Genomic DNA, 14,145 nt, shown 5'->3' with positions numbered 1-14,145 from the left:
CTTCAATGACTCAGATGGGCTTTTACGTCAATACCGACATCTGCATAGGCTGCAAGGCCTGCATGGTCGCCTGCTTCGACCGCAACGACCTGACCGTGCCCGAGAAATTCCGCAAGGTCTGGGAATTCGGCGGCGGCGAGTGGCAGGCCGACGGACAGGGAGCGTACGTGGGGGCGGCGTTCGGATACTACGTATCCATGACCTGCGGGCAGTGCGCGGATCCGCAGTGCGTGAAGAACTGTCCGACCGGCGCCATGGCCAAAGACGAGGAAACGGGCATCGTCAACAACGACAAGGAGATCTGCATAGGCTGCATGACCTGCGAGCAGGTATGTCCGTACAACCATCCCGTCAAGCTTTCCGACGGCCTGTCGCATAAGTGCGTCTTCTGCACGGACCGCACCGAAGACGGCCGCCCCGATCCTGCCTGCGCGAGCGCCTGCCCGGTGCGCGCCATCGAATTCGGCCCCATCGACGATCTGCGCGCCGCGCATGGCGACGTGGACACGCTCGGCACTTTGGACGATTCGACGGGCCCCAACGTGGTCTTCTCCCCGCATCGCGACGCTTCGCGCGGGGGCGAGATCGTGAATCCGCTCGAGCTGGAGCATCCGACGGCATAGCCTGCATCGATGCGCTTCTGCTTCATGGCGGGCCTCGGCCGCATCTTGCGTCCGGGGCCCGCCTGCATCATGATGGACTGAAAAAGGAGGGATGCGCCATGAGCGAACCGATCAGAGCCGACGCGCTGAGGGCGGCGGCCGTTCTATGCGACGTGTGCGCCGGGGCGCTGCTGAGAAACGTCGACGAAGACGTCCTGAAGCTTTTCGTGGAAGGCCGCGATGCGTTTCTGCACGAACCGTTCGTCAGCGTCTCGCCCGACGACGCGCGCGTCATCGTCGACGAGCTTGCACGGGGGGACGGGGACGCGGATGCGTTCGATGCGCTCTTCCACGATCTGAGGCGCGACTATACCCATCTCTTCTACATGGTCGCGGTCAGCGGCGCCTCTCCGTACGAATCCGCATGGCGGACCGAAGACCGCACGCTCTGCGGGCCTTTCATGCACGAGGTTCGCGCGATGTATCGCTCGTACGGCGTCGAAGTCTCCATGGAATCCTCCGTTCCCGACGATCACCTCGGCCTCGAGCTCGCCTTCGTGTCCGACCTCCTTTCGCGCTCCGCGGCATCGATGGGCAAGGAACGTGAAGACATCGTCGATGACTTGCGCACGTTCTTCTCCGACCATGTCCTCGTGTTCGTCCATGCGTTTCTCGATGCGATGGCCGCGAGCGCCCATACGCCGTATTACCGGGCATTCGCGCGCCTGACATCCGCGACCGTCGATTCCGTGGCCGCCCTCATCGGCGCCCGCGCCTCTGCCGCCCCCTTCGACCCTTCGCGCCGGAACGAGTAGGCGCCCATGCTCGATGTCCTCGCGCGTCGGGTCTCGCGCCTTTCGCTCAAGGTGAAGGTGGTCGGTCTCCTTGCGGCCATTCTCGTGCTGATCCTCGCCGCCTTCACGGCCTGGACCTATCACGAGAAGCTTGCGATGACGGAATCCGAGATCGTCGAGCAGGCCCGCATGCTGACGACCGAGATGGATGCGACCTGGTCGTTCGTCTCCGCCAACCAATACACCATCAACCATGATTCGACCGGCGCGTACGATTACAAAGGGCTTCACTGCGCCCTTGCGGGCAAGTCCGTCGCCGCACTGTTCTCCCAGCATTCCGATACCGTGATCCGTTTCACCAAGCTCGATCCCCGCAATTCGAACGCCGAGCCCGACGAATTCGAGGAGGCGGCCCTCAGGCAGTTCGAGGCCGACCCGCGGGACGACGAATACTACGGATTCACCGAATACGAAGGCCGGAACGTGTTTCGCTACGTTTCCGAGATGCGCGTGACCAAGGACTGCGCCGAATGCCATGGCGAGCCTGCCGGCGAGATCGATCCGACCGGCCATCCGAAGGAAGGATGGAAGATCGGCGATGTCGGCGGAGCCATGAGCATCATCGTGCCGACGGACCTGTACTTCGACAACATGATGGCCTCGGTCTGGAACAACGTGATGTTCTTCCTGCTCATCATGCTCATCCTCGGTATTGCCGTGTACTTCGCGCTGAGCTGGATGGTGGTGCGTCCTCTCGAAAGCCTTGGCGCGAGCCTGCGCGCCGTGGATGCCGATCCGTCCCGGGCGCACACGGCCGCAGCCCCGATCGGCGTCTTCGATTCCCGCGAGATGGATACGCTCTTCGCGCACTTCGATTCGATGTCGTCGGCCCTATCGGTGCTGTACGGAAACCTCGAAAGCCAGGTGGGAGAGCGCACCGACCAGCTTCGGACGGCCATGGAGCAGCTTCAGGAGCAGCGTGCGCACGTGGAACGCGTCAACGAGCGCCTGAAGCGGGACAACCAGTACAAGACCGACTTCCTCGCCATCGTGAGCCACGAGCTGCGCACGCCTCTGACTTCGATCATAGCCTTCGCGGATCTGCTCGATACGCATGTTCCGCGCGATGGAGGGGAATCGCGCCGCCAGCTCGACGAGATCGAGAAGAACGGCCAGATCCTGCTCGAGATGGTGGACAACGTGCTCGAGACCGCGCGCATCCAATCGGGGCGCGACGAGGTGAGCATCGAGCTTATCGACGTCTCCGACCTCGTCGGCATGGTCGTCCAATCGCTCGCGCCTCTCGCCTCGAAGAAGGGGATCGCGCTGACGAGCGACGTCTCTTCCGAGGTTCCGCTCGTCATGAGCGACTGGGAGAAGCTGCGCCGGATACTCAGCAATCTCGTGAACAATGCGATAAAGTTCACGGGAGAAGGAGGCTCGGTTGCGGTCGCGGTCGCGCGCGATGCCGAGGAAGGGTTCGTGCGCATCGAGGTCAGGGATACCGGCATCGGCATTCCGGCCGATAAGCACGAATTGATATTCGAGCGATTCACCCAGGAGAACATGTCCACGGCGCGGCGTTTCGGGGGAAGCGGCCTAGGGCTTTCCCTCGTGAAGGACCTCGCGGGCATCCTCGGCGGCGACGTGTCCCTCACGAGCCGGCCGGGCGAGGGATCGGAATTCGTCGTGCGCGTTCCCGTCGTCACCGTGGCGCGCACCGGGTCGGAGTCGTCGGAAGGGGGAGGATCATGAGCAAGATCATGCTTATCGACGACGATGAAAGCCTGCGCGAGCTCGTCGGCCAGATAGCCGCGCGCGAGGGATGGGACTACTGCTGCTCCGACAACGGCGCGGCAGGTCTCGAGATGCTGCGCCGCGAACGGCCCGACGTGCTCGTCCTTGACGTCATGCTTCCGGACATGAACGGTTTCGACGTCTGCAGGCTCATCCGCAGCGAGGGCCGCCGCGTGCCCGTGGTCTTCCTATCCGCCAAAGGCGACATCGTCGACAAGAGCGTCGGTTTCAACAGCGGCGCGGACGACTATCTCGTCAAGCCGTTCTTGACCGAGGAGCTTGTGCTGCGCGTGAAGGTATGGCTCAATCGTCGCGCCCGCGCCGCCGCTGCGACGGACGCGCGGGCGAAGGGGTCGTTTCGCGTGGGCGACCTCGAGGTGTTCTTCAAAAAGTACGAAGCGCGCCTGCGCGGCGAGGCCGTCGCTCTGTCTTCGAGGGAGTTCGAGCTCCTCGCGCTCCTTGCGTCCGAGGCCGGGACGGTCTTCACGCGCGAGCAGATCATAGATGCGCTCTGGGAGCATCGCGAGGCCGCGGATCCGAACACCGTCACGGTGCTCGTGCGCAAGATCCGGGAGAAGATCGAAGACGACCCGTCCAAGCCGCGCTACGTGCTGACGGTGTGGCGGGTGGGATACAAGCTTGCCGATCGCTTGGAACCCGGGGCCTGACGTGCGGCCCTGCGTCAGCCTTGCGACAACGGCGCATGCGCCGCGCGCGGCTTCCCGACGGCACGGCGTGCGGCGGAGGGGCATGCATCCCCCTGTGTGCTTTCCCTGGCAGCGGTGGTTCGTCGCAGGCGGCCTATGCTAGAATCGTGCGGTTAATCGCCACGATCCTGAGAGGTCAATGTGTTTGGACTAAGCGGAACCGAGCTTTTTCTCATCCTCCTCTTCGGCTTCTTGATCTTCGGGCCCGATAAGCTGCCCCAGATCGCGAAGGTCGTCGGCCAAGGCATCGCCAAGTTCCGAGACGCCCAGCAGGAGATGAACAAGGTCGTCAAGGAAGAGGTCTTCGACCCTGCGGCGGCCGATCCCATCAAGAATCCCCTGAAAGACATGGATAAGACGAGCAAGGCCAAGGTCGAGAAGAAGGAATCCTTCTCCGCCCGCAAGGCCAAGTACGACCGCGAACGTGCCGAGAAGAAGAAGCGCGATGCCGCGAACGCCGCCGCGAAAGAGGTGCGCGACGAGGCGAACGCCGCCGCTGCCGCCGCCGGCACCACGGTCGCCAAAGCCGCTCCCGACATGCATAAGGACATCATGGCCGCCCGCAAGGCCGCGAACGAGGCAGCCGCCGAAGAGGTCGCCGCCGCGCGTTCCGCGGAGAATGCGCTTGCCGACGAGATCTTCGGGACCGCGGCGCCCAAGCCCGAACCCGCCGCCCCTGCCGCGGCGGATGAGCCTGCCGAAGCCGCCGAAGCCTCGAGCGAGAGGAAGGATGCGTAATGCCTATCGGTCCGGCGCGCATGCCGCTCTTCGAGCACCTGGGCGAGCTGCGCATGCGCCTCGTCCGCATCGTCGCGGTGCTCTTCGTCGCCATGTGCGTGTTCTACCTCGCCACGCCGACGATCATCCAGTTCATGTTCGAACCCATCAAGGATTTCATGCCGCAGAATCCCGACGGCTCCGTCGCGCTGAACGTCCTCGACGTGTTCGGATCGTTCTCCATCCGCTTCAAGGTCTCCATCTGGGTGTCCATCATGGCCTGCATGCCGATCATCATCTGGCAGGTCCTGGCGTTCTTCCTTCCGGCCCTGAAGCCGAGCGAGCGCAAGTGGTTCATCCCCACGTTCGCGGTGGGCGTGGCCCTTTTCGTCCTGGGCACCGTCTTCTGCTACGGCTTCATCCTGAATCCTGCGGTCGAGTGGCTGACCGACCAGGCAGGCGGGTATGCGTCCATCTTTCCCGACGCTCGGTCGTGGGTCGATGTCATCATCAACTTCGAAATCGCGTTCGGTTTCGCGTTCGAGCTGCCGCTGATCGTGTTCTACCTGGTCGTCTTCGAGGTCATTCCCTATGCGAAGCTTCGCGAGTCCTGGCGCACCGTCTATATCACCCTCATGGTGATCGCCGCCATGGTCACGCTCGACGCCTCGCCGGTCACGATGCTCCTGATGTTCGCGGCGCTGCTCGTGCTCTACGAGCTCAGCCTGCTGGTCGCCCGCCTGGTGCTCGGCAGCCGCGTGAAGGAGCAGAAGGAAGAGCTCGCGCGCGAAGCGGAGGAGCAGCGCGACTGGGCCGAGCAATGGGAGATCCAGAAGCGGAAGATTCGCGAACGTTTAGGGGACGACGAGGACTGACGCGCCGTCCGGCCGTCGGTCGACGGAAACGCTCGCCTCATCGTGCCGATCGCATGGTCGGTTGTGAAAAAACATGCGAGCCGTAACATAATCGCATACGACGGATTACTATGGGAGGAGGGCGCTTTGGTCGCCCTTCTTCCGCATCGAAAGGAAGGCCATGCACGAACTAGGCATCATGACCGGCGTCGTGGACAGCGTGTCTCAGGCAGCCCGCGAATCCGGCGCCACCCGCGTGCTCAAGGTCACGCTTTCCGTCGGCGTCATGACCGAGGCCATCGAAGATGCGCTCCATTTCGCCTTCGAGGTCCTCACCGAGCAGGAGCCGTTCTTCAAGGGGGCCGAGCTGGTCGTGAACATGATCGAGCCGAAGAGCCGGTGCGCCGAATGCGGCAACGTCTACGTGCACGATCGCTTCCATATGCTGTGTCCCGAATGCGGGGGCATAGGCCGGTTGATCGAAGGCCGGGAGATGCGCATCGAATCCATCGAAGTCGACATTCCCGATCCCGAGTAAGGAGCATGTCATGAAGATCGATCTCAAGCAGCCCATCCTCGACAAGAACGATCGGCTCGCCGACGCCAACCGCGCCTTGTTCGCCGAGCACCATGTCTTCGTCGTCGATTTGCTGGCCAGCCCCGGTTCCGGGAAGACCTCCACGATCCTCGCCACCATCGAGGCCCTGCGCGACGAATTCAATATCGCGGTCATCGAAGGCGATATCGCGAGCAACGTGGATGCGGCGAAGATCAGCGCCCAGGGCATCCCGGCCGTGCAGATCAACACCGGGGGCGCCTGCCACCTGGAAAGCGATATGGTCCGGCGTGCGGTCGACGTGCTCGACCTCGAAAGCCTCGACCTCATCATCGTCGAGAACGTCGGCAACCTGGTATGCCCGACCGACTTCGATTTGGGCGAGGGCAGCAAGGTCATGATCCTGTCGGTGCCCGAAGGCGATGACAAGCCCCTCAAGTACCCGGGCGTGTTCCAGGCGGCCGAGGCCATCGTGCTCAACAAGGTCGATACCCTCGGCGTCTTCGACTTCGACGCAGACGCCTTCTCCGACGCGGTGCGCCAGCTCAATCCCGAGGCGCCCATCTTTCCGATCGCCGCGACGAAAGGCGATGGGGTCGACGCTTGGGCCGATTGGCTGCGCGCGCGCATCCGAGCCGTTCAGTAAGCCGATATCAGGAGGAAGCCATCTATGGATATCGCCGAAAAGCACCGCGTCTGCGTCGACGCGCTGCGCGACTTCGCCGAAGAGACGTCCGCGACCGATGTCGTCATCGGGCTTTCGGGCGGCATCGATTCGAGCCTGGTCGCCTGCCTCTGCTGCGACGTCTTCGGCAGCGAGCACGTGCACGGCGTTCTGATGCCCGGCCCGTATTCCACGAGCCATTCGCTCATCGACGCCCAGGAGCTCGCGCGCGCGCTCGGCATCGAGACGCAGCAGATATCCATCAACGAGCCGTTCCAGGCGTTCGGGCGCATCCTGTCCGAGCACATGGGCGGATTCGGAGGCGTCGCGGCTGAAAACACCCAGGCCAGATGCCGCATGATCATTCTTATGGCCATCTCCAACATGACAGGCTGGCTGGTCGTCAACACGGGCAACCGATCCGAGGCCATGATGGGATACTCCACGCTGTACGGCGACACGGTCGGCGCCTTCGCTCCGATCGGGGGTTTGTACAAGACCGATGTGTTCGCGGCGTCGCGCTTCGTGAACGAACAGGCGGAAGCTTCCGGGCTCGCCGCGCCCATCCCCGAAAACGTGCTCATCAAACCTCCGAGCGCAGAGCTTGCGCCCGATCAGCGCGACGAGGATGCCCTCGGCGCGTACGAGACGCTCGATGCCATGCTGATCGAGCATATCGAGCACGGTGTCGACCGCGAGGGGCTCGTCGAGCTCGGTTTCGTTCCGACCGAGGTCGACCGCATGCTCGCACGCGTGAAAGCCAACGCGTTCAAGCGCGAGATGGAGCCGCCCTGCCCGCGTATTCCGTATTAAGCTGCGCGCCGCTGCCGATTGAAGCCGCCGGCGCATCATCTATACTGGAGCCCGCAGCCTTCCGCGCTGCCGCCGCATCGGCGCGAGCAACCGCCCGCGCCAAAGACTATGAGGAGGAAATGATGCCCAAGATCACTCGTGATCAGGTCAAGGTGCCCGTCGACGTTCTCGTGGACGCCCGCGAGGCCTACATCGACAACTACATGGCCGCCACCCGCGGCACGGGCCGCTTGATGCTGTTCGCCTGCGACCAGAAGGTCGAGCACATGAACGGCGATTTCTACGGCGAAGGCATCGACATCGCCGACCTCGACCCCGAGCACCTCTTCAAGATCGCCGACCAGGGCGTCTGCGGCGTCATGGCCGGCCAGCGCGGTCTCATCGCCCGCTATGCGGCCGACTATCCCGATGTCAACTACCTGGTCAAGATGAATTCCAAGACCAATCTGGTCAAGACCTCCCAGGACGATCCGTACAGCGGCCAGCTGCATGACCTGGAAGCCGTGCTGGCCATGCGCGAGGCGGGCGTCAACATCGTCGGCCTCGGTTACACGCTGTATCTCGGCAGCGAATACGAATCCACCATGCTCTCCGAAGCCGGCCAGCTCATCGCCGAGGCGCATGCCCAAGGTCTGATCGTCGTGCTTTGGATCTATCCTCGCGGCAAGGCCGTCGGCGACCGCGAGAAGGCTCCCGAGACCATCGCGGGCGCCGCAGGCGTCGCGCTGTGCCTGGGCGCCGACTTCGTGAAGGTCAATCCTCCTGTCGCATCCGACGGCAAGACGTCTGCCGAGAACCTCGCCGTCGCCTCCGCCGCCGCGGGCCGCACCGGTCTGGTGTGCGCGGGCGGCTCCACGGTCGACGCCCCCGTCTTCCTGTCCCAGCTGCATGATCAGATCCACATCGGCAACGCGGTGGGCAACGCCACCGGTCGCAACATCCATCAGCGCTCGTTGGACGAAGCCGTTCGTCTGACCAAGGCCATCTCCGCCATCACGTTGGCCGATGCCAGCGTCGAAGAGGCCGTCAAGGTCTTCGACGGCGAAGCGGACTTCAGCCTGTAGGCCGCACGGTCGCATGCGATTCCGAGGGGGCGGGGCGATCGATTCGCCTCGCCCCTTTTCACGAGGAGGGATCCGTTCCATGGGCATCAGCTACGCAAGCGCGTCGGTCGAGGAGACGCAGCGCCTCGCCGCGCTTCTGGCGCCTGCGCTCGAAGAGGGCGACGTCCTGCTGCTCACAGGCGACCTCGGGGCGGGCAAGACGCACTTCGCCCAGGGGCTTGCGGCGGCGCTCGGCATCCGCGAGGTTCCGACGAGCCCGACCTTCACCTTGATGAGCTCCTACGAGGGCGGGCGGCTCCCGCTGTACCATTTCGACCTGTATCGGCTCGACGATGCCGGCGAGCTCGATGACATCGATTACTTCGCGACGATCGAAGGCGACGGCGTCTCGGTCGTGGAATGGGCGGATAAATTCTGCGAAGCGTGCCCCGAAGACCACCTTCTCCTCGATTTCAGCGTCCGGTCCGACGGCGTGCGCGAGATAGTGATCACGTCCGCCGGCCTTCGAGGAGAAGCGCTCCTCGAAGGCCTTGCGCAAAGGCTCTAGAAGCGGCTCGTCGGAGGATCTTGAGAGGGATCCGAGGGAGAATCGGGTGCAGGATATCGGCGCCCGATCCCGCCCATCCTCCGCACCCAGGAGCCTTTCATCGTGCGGGGGCCCGATGATGCGCGAAGGGCGTCTCCCTCCTCGGATCGAGGAGGGAGACGCCCTTCGCGATTGTGCGCACGAATGCGTTCAGACGGCGTGCGGCGAGCCGATCCTAGTTCTCCTTCACCACCAGGATATCGCAGCGCAGGTTGCGGATCAGGTAGGTGGACACGCTGCCCACGAACACGTACTTGATGTTCGACAGCCCGCGTTCCCCGCAGATGACCAGGTCGGGATCGTACGGTTCGATGATCTGCTCGGCCAAGGTCTCGGTGATGCGGCCGGCCTTCACGATGACGTGGACGCTGGGGATGTCGGGGTTGGAGCGCGCGGCTTCGAGCATCGGTGCGATGGATTCTTCGAGCTTGACGCGCATTTCGTCGGCAAGAGCGGCGAAATCGGTTCCGGCGGCCTCGTAAGGGACGGAATCGACGACGTGTCCGAAGACCAGCTCGGCCTTTTCGGTCGCCGCGAGCTCTATGGCACGTTCGGCGACATGGTTCTGGGTCTTTCCTCCGTCGAGCGCCGCGAAGACGCGCTTGTACTGCTTGGGCATGGAGAACAACTCCTCAAATCGACGTGCAGGTGCATTTCCATTCTAGCACTCGGCGCGAGCGTTCCTTTTCGCCTCGCGCCAGAAGTCGAAATGTGGCGCACGCGTGGTCGGTGACGCATCACCTGCAAATTCCTGAAAAATTTGATAATATGTCCCGCTGCTGCGTTATCAACGAAGAGACGAAGGAAGATTATTGGCTAAGCAAGACGTCATTGAACTTGAGGGGACCGTCCTCGAGGCGCTCCCGAACGCGATGTTTAATGTCGAGCTTGAGAACGGGCATAAGATCCTGGCTCATATCTCAGGCAAAATGCGCATGCATTACATCAAGATCCTTCCTGGCGACAAGGTCACGGTGGAGCTTTCCATCTACGATCTGAATCGCGGTCGAATCACCTACCGCTTCAAGTAGCGTCTGCGGCGACGAGGTCGCGCAAGGCATGGATTGTCTGTGCTTTGTGTGAACGTCGCCTTCTTCGCATGCTTGGAATCCGAGCGATTCGGCATCCTTTCGTTGAATGCGCGCTGCGCGAAGCGGCGCATACGCACTGAAAATCATCGCCTGCGGCTGGGCGTGGTGGATAAAAGAAGTATACGTAGTATCGAATGGTTTTCCCGGTGGCCCGTCACTGTCGGGGAGCTGCACATTCAAAGGAGACGAACATGAAGGTACGTCCTTCGGTCAAGAAGATGTGCGACAAGTGCAAAATCATCCGACGCCATGGCAAGGTCCTCGTCATCTGCGAGAATCCCCGTCATAAGCAGCGCCAGGGCTAAGAAAGAGGAAGGGTAAAGCAATATGCCACGTCTTTTTGGTGTCGACCTACCTCGCGAAAAGCGTATCGAGACCGGCTTGACCTACATCTACGGCATCGGTGACACCTCTGCCAAGAAAATCATCGCAGCTACCGGCGTCAACCCCGACATCCGCGTCAAGGATATCTCGGAAGACGACCTGCAGAAGATCCGCGAGTACATCGATCAGAACATGACGATCGAGGGCGACCTGCATCGCGAGGTTTCCCAGAACGTCAAGCGCCTTATGGAGATCGGCTGCTACCGTGGCCTGCGCCACCGCAAGGGCCTTCCCGTTCGCGGCCAGCGCACGCACACCAACGCCCGCACCCGCAAGGGTCCCAAGCGTCAAATCGGCGGCAAGAAGAAATAAGGGGTCTGACTCATGGCTAAGAAAAACGTTCGTACGCGCGTCAAGCGTTCCGAGCGCAAGAACATTGCGGTCGGACAGGCTCATATCAAGAGCACGTTCAACAACACCATCGTATCCATCACCGATCCTCAGGGCAATGTGATTTCCTGGAACTCCGCCGGCACGGTCGGCTTCAAGGGCTCCCGCAAGTCCACCCCGTTCGCAGCCCAGATGGCTGCCGAGCAGGCTGCCAAGAACGCCATGGAGCACGGCCTCAAGAAGGTCAGCGTCTTCGTCAAGGGCCCCGGTTCGGGCCGCGAGACCGCCATCCGTTCGCTCCAGGCCGCCGGTCTCGAAGTGACCAGCATCCAGGATTGCACCCCCATCCCGCACAACGGTTGCCGTCCGTGCAAGCGTCGTCGCGTGTAGTCAAGAAAGGATCATGTAATTATGGCAATTGATAGAACTCCGGTTCTCAAGCGCTGCCGTCAGCTCGGCATTGATCCCGTCGTTCTGGGCTACAGCAGCAAGAAGGAATCCATCCGTCAGCCCCAGCGCCGCCGCAAGGAAAGCGAATACGCCATCCAGCTGCGCGAGAAGCAGAAGGCCAAGTTCATCTACGGCGTTCTCGAGAAGCAGTTCCGCGGCTACTTCCGCAAGGCCAAGCGCATGAGCGGCATCACCGGCGAAAACCTGATGCGCATCCTCGAGTCCCGCCTGGACAACGTCGTCTTCCGCCTCGGGTTCGCCCGCACGCGCAAGGAAGCCCGCCAGACCGTGACCCACGGCCATATCCTGGTGAACGGCCGCCGCGTCGACGTCCCGTCCTTCCGCGTCCGTCCCGGCGACCTCGTCTCCGTGGCCCCCAAGGCCAAGGATCTGCTCGTCATCAAGAGCGCGCTCGTATCCAACGAACGCGTCCAGGTGCCTGCATGGCTCGAGGTCGACATCGAGAAGCTGCAGGGCAGCGTTCTCGCGCTTCCTAACCGCGATCAGATCGATTTGGATATCAAAGAGCAGCTTATCGTCGAGCTCTATTCGAAGTAGTAATGATTCGCGGCTTTAGAGGAGGCTTATAGACTATGGCAGAGTTCATGAGGCCAACTGTCACAACAGAAGAAGTGAACGACACCATCGCTCGCTTCATTGTTGAGCCGCTCGAGCGTGGTTTCGGCTACACGCTTGGCAACTGCATGCGTCGCGTCCTGCTGTCCTCCCTGGACGGCGCCCGCGCGACCGCCATTCAGATCGAAGGCGTGCAGCATGAGTTCACGACGGCGGAGGGCGTCATCGAAGACGTCACCGACATCGCGCTCAACGTGAAGGGCCTGGTCTTCCAGGCACTTTCCGAGGATTACACCGAAGCTACGGCTACCGTTTCCGTCGAGGGGCCCTGCACCGTCACCGGTGCGGACATCCAGGTTCCGACCGAATTCACCCTCGTCAACCCCGAGCACGTCATCTGCACCGTCGCCGACGGCGGCACGCTGAACATGACGATCCGCATCGGCGTCGGCCGCGGGTACGTTCCCGCCGAGCGCAATAAGCGCAGCGAAGACCCGATCGGCATCATCCATGTCGACAGCCTGTTCTCGCCCGTGCAGCGTTGCACCGCCGACGTGAGCTCCACGCGCGTCGGTCAGCGCACCGACTTCGACAAGCTCGTGCTGGAGGTTGCGACCGACGGCTCCATCACGCCCGACGAGGCCGTGTGCCGTGCCGCCAACATCATCAACCAGTACATGGGCTCGTTCATGGCCCTGGCCGACATCGCCGGCGAAGACGAGGATGGCGAGATCCCGTCCATCTTCGCGCCGGAGGGCCAGGAATCCAACGCCGAGCTCGACAAGCAGATCGAGGATCTGGACCTTTCCGTCCGCTCCTACAACTGCCTGAAGCGCGCCGGCATCCATTCCGTGCGGCAGCTGGTCGAGTTCTCCGAGAATGACTTGCTCAACATCCGTAACTTTGGTGCGAAGTCCATCGAAGAGGTCAAGGACAAGCTGATCTCGATGGGCCTCAACTTGAAGCAGTAATAGGGGAGATAAACGATGAGGCATAACGTTAAGGGCCGTAAGCTGGGCACCGATTCCAGCCATACCAAGGCTATGAAGAAGTCCCTGGTGGACGCTCTGTTCACGAACGATCGCATCAAGACGATCGAGTCGCGCGCCAAGGAGATCCGTCCTGACGTCGACAAGATCATCACCTGGGCGAAGAGGGGCGACCTGCATTCCCGCCGCCTCGCCATCGCCGCGCTCGGCAACAAGGAGCTCGTGCGCGAGGTCTTCGAGAAGGTCGCGCAGGGCATGTTCCAGGATCGTCAGGGCGGGTACACCCGCATCTACAAGCTCGGTCCCCGCAAGGGCGACAACGCCCCCATGGTGATCATGGAACTCTGCACCGAACCGGTGCGCAAGAAGGCCGACAAGACCGCTCCTGCGGCCGCCAAGCCGGCCAAGGCCGAGGCTCCGGCCGCCGAGAAGGCGCCTGTCGATGCCAAGGATGAGGCTCCGGCCTCCGACGCGGAAGAAGCCGTCCAGGCTCCCGCGGAGGAAGCTGCTGCAAAGGAGGCTCCCGTCGAAGAGGCGGCCGATAAGGCTGATAAGGCTGCTGCGGAAGAGGCGGCCGAGGCGCCTGCCGAAGAGGTTGCCGCCGAGGAGAAGAAGGCCGAATAGCCTTCATGCGAATCGCATGCGCGAAGGGGTTGCAGCGTCCGCTGCAACCCCTTTCCCATATTCAGAGCCGCATGCGCCTTCAGGGCGTCCTTCGGGACGCTCTTTTCGTCTGAGTGGTAGGATGGACGAAGCAGCATAATCGCATGCGTACGAGGAGGTTCGCCATGACCGAGATCGGGAAGTTCATCAACGAAGCGATCGATAAGGCTCAAGAATTCGCGGGAGACGTCAAGGTCGCCTCGGACAAGGTCATCGACCAGATTCAGGAAAGCGCCCCCGAAGTGGTCGACAGCGCCATCGATAAGACGCGCGATCTCGTGGATCACGCGGTCGATGCTGCTCCCGGCATGATCGACGACGCCAAGGACGCGACCGATAAGGCGATCGATGCCGCCAAGAACATCGGCGACCATATGGCCGACGCAGGCAAGGCGGTCGCCGAGAAGGTCACGAGCACGGTCAAGCCTGCAACGAAGCCCGTTCCCGCAGAACCCGTGGTTGGAGAAGACGCTGACGCGTAACGGACGACGGATGCTTGGCGGGGCGG

Annotated in this window: 20 protein-coding genes; 19 read left to right on the top strand and 1 reads right to left on the bottom strand. The window is 62.5% G+C overall.

Annotation, left to right across the window (positions count from 1 at the left end):
- The first annotated feature begins 5 nt into the window (after positions 1-5).
- The 11 genes from HMPREF0762_RS08325 (at position 6) to tsaE (ending at position 9,115) form a co-directional block, all read left to right on the top strand.
- Complete coding sequence (locus tag HMPREF0762_RS08325) at positions 6-623, top strand: 4Fe-4S dicluster domain-containing protein (RefSeq protein WP_006363223.1); 618 nt, start codon at positions 6-8, stop codon at positions 621-623.
- 98 nt (positions 624-721) lie between these two features.
- Positions 722-1,417, top strand: a complete 696-nt coding sequence (locus tag HMPREF0762_RS08320; RefSeq protein WP_006363221.1) for a TorD/DmsD family molecular chaperone — start codon at positions 722-724, stop codon at positions 1,415-1,417.
- A gap of 6 nt (positions 1,418-1,423) precedes the next feature.
- Positions 1,424-3,151, top strand: a complete 1,728-nt coding sequence (locus HMPREF0762_RS08315; RefSeq protein ID WP_006363218.1) for an ATP-binding protein — start codon at positions 1,424-1,426, stop codon at positions 3,149-3,151.
- On the top strand, positions 3,148-3,861 hold the full coding sequence (locus HMPREF0762_RS08310) for a response regulator transcription factor (protein WP_006363216.1): 714 nt from the start codon (positions 3,148-3,150) through the stop codon (positions 3,859-3,861). Before HMPREF0762_RS08315 ends, HMPREF0762_RS08310 begins: the two co-directional genes overlap by 4 nt.
- Before the next feature lie 180 nt (positions 3,862-4,041).
- The gene (locus tag HMPREF0762_RS08305; protein WP_006363214.1) at positions 4,042-4,638 is read left to right on the top strand and encodes a Sec-independent protein translocase subunit TatA/TatB; all 597 of its coding nucleotides are present in this window, start codon (positions 4,042-4,044) and stop codon (positions 4,636-4,638) included.
- Complete coding sequence (gene tatC / locus HMPREF0762_RS08300; RefSeq protein WP_006363213.1) at positions 4,638-5,492, top strand: twin-arginine translocase subunit TatC; 855 nt, start codon at positions 4,638-4,640, stop codon at positions 5,490-5,492. The genes HMPREF0762_RS08305 and tatC overlap by 1 nt, the downstream gene beginning before the upstream one ends.
- A 160-nt stretch (positions 5,493-5,652) precedes the next feature.
- Positions 5,653-6,009, top strand: coding sequence for a hydrogenase maturation nickel metallochaperone HypA/HybF (locus tag HMPREF0762_RS08295; protein WP_006363212.1), 357 nt, complete (start codon positions 5,653-5,655; stop codon positions 6,007-6,009).
- 10 nt (positions 6,010-6,019) lie between these two features.
- A complete protein-coding gene (gene hypB, locus HMPREF0762_RS08290) occupies positions 6,020-6,673 on the top strand; it encodes a hydrogenase nickel incorporation protein HypB (RefSeq protein WP_006363211.1) in 654 nt (217 codons plus the stop codon).
- Positions 6,674-6,697: 24 nt separating this feature from the next.
- Complete coding sequence (nadE, locus tag HMPREF0762_RS08285) at positions 6,698-7,504, top strand: NAD(+) synthase (protein ID WP_006363210.1); 807 nt, start codon at positions 6,698-6,700, stop codon at positions 7,502-7,504.
- 122 nt (positions 7,505-7,626) lie between these two features.
- Positions 7,627-8,568, top strand: a complete 942-nt coding sequence (locus tag HMPREF0762_RS08280) for a beta/alpha barrel domain-containing protein (RefSeq protein WP_174222056.1) — start codon at positions 7,627-7,629, stop codon at positions 8,566-8,568.
- A gap of 79 nt (positions 8,569-8,647) precedes the next feature.
- Positions 8,648-9,115, top strand: a complete 468-nt coding sequence (gene tsaE / locus HMPREF0762_RS08275; RefSeq protein ID WP_006363208.1) for a tRNA (adenosine(37)-N6)-threonylcarbamoyltransferase complex ATPase subunit type 1 TsaE — start codon at positions 8,648-8,650, stop codon at positions 9,113-9,115.
- A 214-nt stretch (positions 9,116-9,329) separates the two neighbouring features.
- On the opposite strand, the gene HMPREF0762_RS08270 is transcribed toward tsaE, so the two are convergent.
- Positions 9,330-9,773: a universal stress protein gene (locus HMPREF0762_RS08270; RefSeq protein ID WP_006363207.1), complete on the bottom strand. Its 444-nt coding sequence runs from the start codon at positions 9,771-9,773 to the stop codon at positions 9,330-9,332.
- A 193-nt stretch (positions 9,774-9,966) separates the two neighbouring features.
- Here HMPREF0762_RS08270 and infA point away from each other — a divergent pair, with 193 nt between their 5' ends.
- From infA to HMPREF0762_RS08230, 8 genes are all read left to right on the top strand, one after another.
- The gene (gene infA, locus HMPREF0762_RS08265; RefSeq protein ID WP_006363206.1) at positions 9,967-10,185 is read left to right on the top strand and encodes a translation initiation factor IF-1; all 219 of its coding nucleotides are present in this window, start codon (positions 9,967-9,969) and stop codon (positions 10,183-10,185) included.
- Positions 10,186-10,436: 251 nt separating this feature from the next.
- Positions 10,437-10,550, top strand: a complete 114-nt coding sequence (rpmJ, locus tag HMPREF0762_RS08260; protein WP_006363204.1) for a 50S ribosomal protein L36 — start codon at positions 10,437-10,439, stop codon at positions 10,548-10,550.
- 22 nt (positions 10,551-10,572) lie between these two features.
- On the top strand, positions 10,573-10,941 hold the full coding sequence (gene rpsM, locus HMPREF0762_RS08255; RefSeq protein WP_006363203.1) for a 30S ribosomal protein S13: 369 nt from the start codon (positions 10,573-10,575) through the stop codon (positions 10,939-10,941).
- Positions 10,942-10,953: 12 nt separating this feature from the next.
- Positions 10,954-11,349: a 30S ribosomal protein S11 gene (rpsK, locus tag HMPREF0762_RS08250; protein ID WP_006363202.1), complete on the top strand. Its 396-nt coding sequence runs from the start codon at positions 10,954-10,956 to the stop codon at positions 11,347-11,349.
- A 21-nt stretch (positions 11,350-11,370) separates the two neighbouring features.
- Positions 11,371-11,967 (top strand): 30S ribosomal protein S4, encoded by a 597-nt coding sequence (rpsD, locus tag HMPREF0762_RS08245; protein ID WP_006363201.1) that lies wholly within the window; start codon positions 11,371-11,373, stop codon positions 11,965-11,967.
- A 35-nt stretch (positions 11,968-12,002) separates the two neighbouring features.
- Entirely contained in the window at positions 12,003-12,956 is a 954-nt protein-coding gene (locus tag HMPREF0762_RS08240; RefSeq protein WP_006363200.1) for a DNA-directed RNA polymerase subunit alpha, read from the top strand.
- A gap of 15 nt (positions 12,957-12,971) precedes the next feature.
- The gene (gene rplQ / locus HMPREF0762_RS09515; RefSeq protein ID WP_006363199.1) at positions 12,972-13,598 is read left to right on the top strand and encodes a 50S ribosomal protein L17; all 627 of its coding nucleotides are present in this window, start codon (positions 12,972-12,974) and stop codon (positions 13,596-13,598) included.
- 164 nt (positions 13,599-13,762) lie between these two features.
- A complete protein-coding gene (locus tag HMPREF0762_RS08230; protein WP_009078025.1) occupies positions 13,763-14,119 on the top strand; it encodes a hypothetical protein in 357 nt (118 codons plus the stop codon).
- Positions 14,120-14,145: the final 26 nt, after the last annotated feature.

Origin of the sequence: Slackia exigua ATCC 700122, from assembly GCF_000162875.1 — a bacterium.
GTDB classification, from domain to species: domain Bacteria; phylum Actinomycetota; class Coriobacteriia; order Coriobacteriales; family Eggerthellaceae; genus Slackia; species Slackia exigua.
Note: the sequence above shows the minus strand (reverse complement) of the source record. Positions and strands in the feature narration are given on the sequence as shown.

Bases quoted from the DNA above. Each gene is read 5' to 3' on its own strand.
- HMPREF0762_RS08325 (WP_006363223.1), top strand. From the start codon at position 6: ATGACTCAGATGGGCTTTTACGTCAATACCGACATCTGCATAGGCTGC.
- HMPREF0762_RS08320 (WP_006363221.1), top strand. From the start codon at position 722: ATGAGCGAACCGATCAGAGCCGACGCGCTGAGGGCGGCGGCCGTTCTA.
- HMPREF0762_RS08315 (WP_006363218.1), top strand. From the start codon at position 1,424: ATGCTCGATGTCCTCGCGCGTCGGGTCTCGCGCCTTTCGCTCAAGGTG.
- HMPREF0762_RS08310 (WP_006363216.1), top strand. From the start codon at position 3,148: ATGAGCAAGATCATGCTTATCGACGACGATGAAAGCCTGCGCGAGCTC.
- tatC (WP_006363213.1), top strand. From the start codon at position 4,638: ATGCCTATCGGTCCGGCGCGCATGCCGCTCTTCGAGCACCTGGGCGAG.
- HMPREF0762_RS08295 (WP_006363212.1), top strand. From the start codon at position 5,653: ATGCACGAACTAGGCATCATGACCGGCGTCGTGGACAGCGTGTCTCAG.
- hypB (WP_006363211.1), top strand. From the start codon at position 6,020: ATGAAGATCGATCTCAAGCAGCCCATCCTCGACAAGAACGATCGGCTC.
- nadE (WP_006363210.1), top strand. From the start codon at position 6,698: ATGGATATCGCCGAAAAGCACCGCGTCTGCGTCGACGCGCTGCGCGAC.
- HMPREF0762_RS08280 (WP_174222056.1), top strand. From the start codon at position 7,627: ATGCCCAAGATCACTCGTGATCAGGTCAAGGTGCCCGTCGACGTTCTC.
- tsaE (WP_006363208.1), top strand. From the start codon at position 8,648: ATGGGCATCAGCTACGCAAGCGCGTCGGTCGAGGAGACGCAGCGCCTC.
- HMPREF0762_RS08270 (WP_006363207.1), bottom strand. From the start codon at position 9,773: ATGCCCAAGCAGTACAAGCGCGTCTTCGCGGCGCTCGACGGAGGAAAG.
- rpmJ (WP_006363204.1), top strand. From the start codon at position 10,437: ATGAAGGTACGTCCTTCGGTCAAGAAGATGTGCGACAAGTGCAAAATC.
- rpsM (WP_006363203.1), top strand. From the start codon at position 10,573: ATGCCACGTCTTTTTGGTGTCGACCTACCTCGCGAAAAGCGTATCGAG.
- rpsK (WP_006363202.1), top strand. From the start codon at position 10,954: ATGGCTAAGAAAAACGTTCGTACGCGCGTCAAGCGTTCCGAGCGCAAG.
- rpsD (WP_006363201.1), top strand. From the start codon at position 11,371: ATGGCAATTGATAGAACTCCGGTTCTCAAGCGCTGCCGTCAGCTCGGC.
- HMPREF0762_RS08240 (WP_006363200.1), top strand. From the start codon at position 12,003: ATGGCAGAGTTCATGAGGCCAACTGTCACAACAGAAGAAGTGAACGAC.
- rplQ (WP_006363199.1), top strand. From the start codon at position 12,972: ATGAGGCATAACGTTAAGGGCCGTAAGCTGGGCACCGATTCCAGCCAT.
- HMPREF0762_RS08230 (WP_009078025.1), top strand. From the start codon at position 13,763: ATGACCGAGATCGGGAAGTTCATCAACGAAGCGATCGATAAGGCTCAA.